Annotated in this window: 2 protein-coding genes; both read right to left on the reverse strand. The window is 69.1% G+C overall.

The window, feature by feature from the left end; genetic code table 11:
* Positions 1–1060, reverse strand: a 1060-nt coding sequence (locus tag ABZW18_RS34630; RefSeq protein WP_356195465.1) for a beta-ketoacyl synthase N-terminal-like domain-containing protein, incomplete at its 3' end; no start/stop codon positions are given.
* Positions 1060–2085 (reverse strand): beta-ketoacyl reductase (locus ABZW18_RS34635; RefSeq protein WP_356195468.1); only part of this gene is annotated, 1026 nt, incomplete at its 5' end. The genes ABZW18_RS34630 and ABZW18_RS34635, both read right to left, overlap by 1 nt.

A 2085-nucleotide genomic window follows, 5' to 3' on the forward strand; every position in this document is an offset into this window, starting at 1 on the left:
CACGCCCCTGCCCATACGTCGCCAACAACGCCTGCGCCTCGATCGGATCACCCAGCGTCGTACCCGTACCATGCGCCTCGACCGCATCCACATCCGCGACGGAAAGGCGTGCGTTCGCCAAGGCCTGGCGGATGGCGCGCTGTTGTGACGGCCCGTTCGGGGCCGTGAGGCCATTGCTCGCACCGTCCTGGTTCACGGCGGAGCCCCGTACGACAGCCAGGACCGGGTGGCCGTTGCGGCGCGCATCCGACAGCCGCTCCACCAGCAGTACACCCACACCTTCGGCCCAGGCCGTGCCGTCCGCACCTGCCGCGAAGGACTTGCAGCGCCCACTGTGCGACAGCCCGCGCTGCCGACTGAACTCGACGAACGTCTCCGGCGTAGCCATCACACACACGCCGCCCACAAGAGCGAGGTTGCACTCCGCCGATCGCAGCGCCTGAATCGCCCAGTGCAGCGCCACCAGCGATGACGAGCAGGCCGTGTCCACCGTCGTCGAGGGCCCCTCCAGGCCGAGTACGTACGAGACGCGGCCGGAGGCGATGGAACCGGTGTTCGCGTTGGCGGCGTAGTCGTGGTACATCATCCCGGCGAACACACCGGTCCTGCTGCCCTTCAGCGCTGTGGGGTCGATACCGGCCCGCTCGATCGCCTCCCACGACGCCTCCAGCAGCAGCCGCTGCTGCGGATCCATGAGGCGCGCCTCGTTGGGGCTGATGCCGAACAGCGCGGCGTCGAACTCCGCCGCATCGTGCAGGAATCCGCCCTGGTTCACATAGCTGGTGTTGGGGCGCGCGGACTCCGGGTCGTACAGCTCCTCCACGTTCCAGCCCCGGTCAGCCGGGAACTCGGAGATCGCGTCCACGCCACCCGCGACCAACCCCCACAGATCCTCCGGGCTCTCCACACCCCCCGGATAACGGCAGCTCATCCCGACAATCGCGATGGGCTCGCGCAGTTCGGCGGTCAGCTTACGGTGCTGCGCGCGCAGCCGCTCGGTCTCCTTCAGCGAGGTCCGGAGCGCTGCTACGAGCTTTTCGTTTTCGCTGGAGCCGGCCATTACAGATCTCCTGCTTCCCCTGTGGCGGCAGCGTTGATGCCGTCGAGCGCCATGCTGATGAGACTCTCGGTGTCAAGATCGTCGATGGAGTCCTCGCCCTCCGTCTCTCCGCCGACGTGCGGTACCTCACCGAGCAGGCCGGTGTCTGTCACCCCGCCGAGTTCGAGCAGGTTCTGCAACAGACCCGCGTCACGCAGCCTGGTGAGCGGAATGCTCAGCAGCACCTTGCGGACCTGCTCGTCCTCGCCGCCGTCCGTACCCGCGCCGTCCGGACCCAGGTGCTCCAGCAAATGGACCGCGAGCGCCTGCACGCTCGGGTAGTCGAAGACCAGAGTCGGTGGCAGACGGAGTCCAGTCTCCGCGTTGACGGCGTTACGGAACTCGACGGCGCTGAGCGAGTCGAAGCCAAGGTCACCGAAGGCGCTGCCGGGTTCGATGGCGTCCGGGCTGTCGTGCCCGAGCGTCGCCGCCACATGGGTACGGACGATCCCGAGCAGCACGTCCTCGCGCTGCTCCGGCAACAGGCCGGCCAGCCTCGCCTTGAGCGCTTCCGCCGCGGCGGCCGAGCCCGCGCCGCCGCTACCGCCGGTGCCCGACCCCGCGGTGGCGACCCGGCGTGCCCGTCGGCGGATGAGTCCTCGGAACAGCTCCGGTATGTCGTCGCCGCCCTCGCTGTGCGCATGCGCGGCGAACACCTCGAGATCGAGGTGGATGGGGATGAGGGCGGGGCTGGGGAGGGTGGTGGCGGTGTCGAAGAGGGCCAGGCCTTCGTCCGCGGTGAGTGCCGTGACGCCGGTACGGGCCATGCGCTGCAGGTCGGCCTCGCTCAGCTCGCCCGCCATGCCCGCGGCCTCGTCGGCCCACAGGCCCCAGGCAAGAGACTGCGCAGGCAGGCCCTGGGCACGGCGATGGACCGCAAGAGCATCCAGGAAGGCATTCGCCGCCGCATAACTCCCCTGACCCGGATTGCCGAACACACCAGCCGCGGAGGAGAAGGTGACGAAGGCGGTGAGGTCGGACCGGTC

It is taken from the genome of Streptomyces sp. NPDC004647 (assembly GCF_040609575.1).
Classification (GTDB): Bacteria; Actinomycetota; Actinomycetes; order Streptomycetales; family Streptomycetaceae; genus Streptomyces.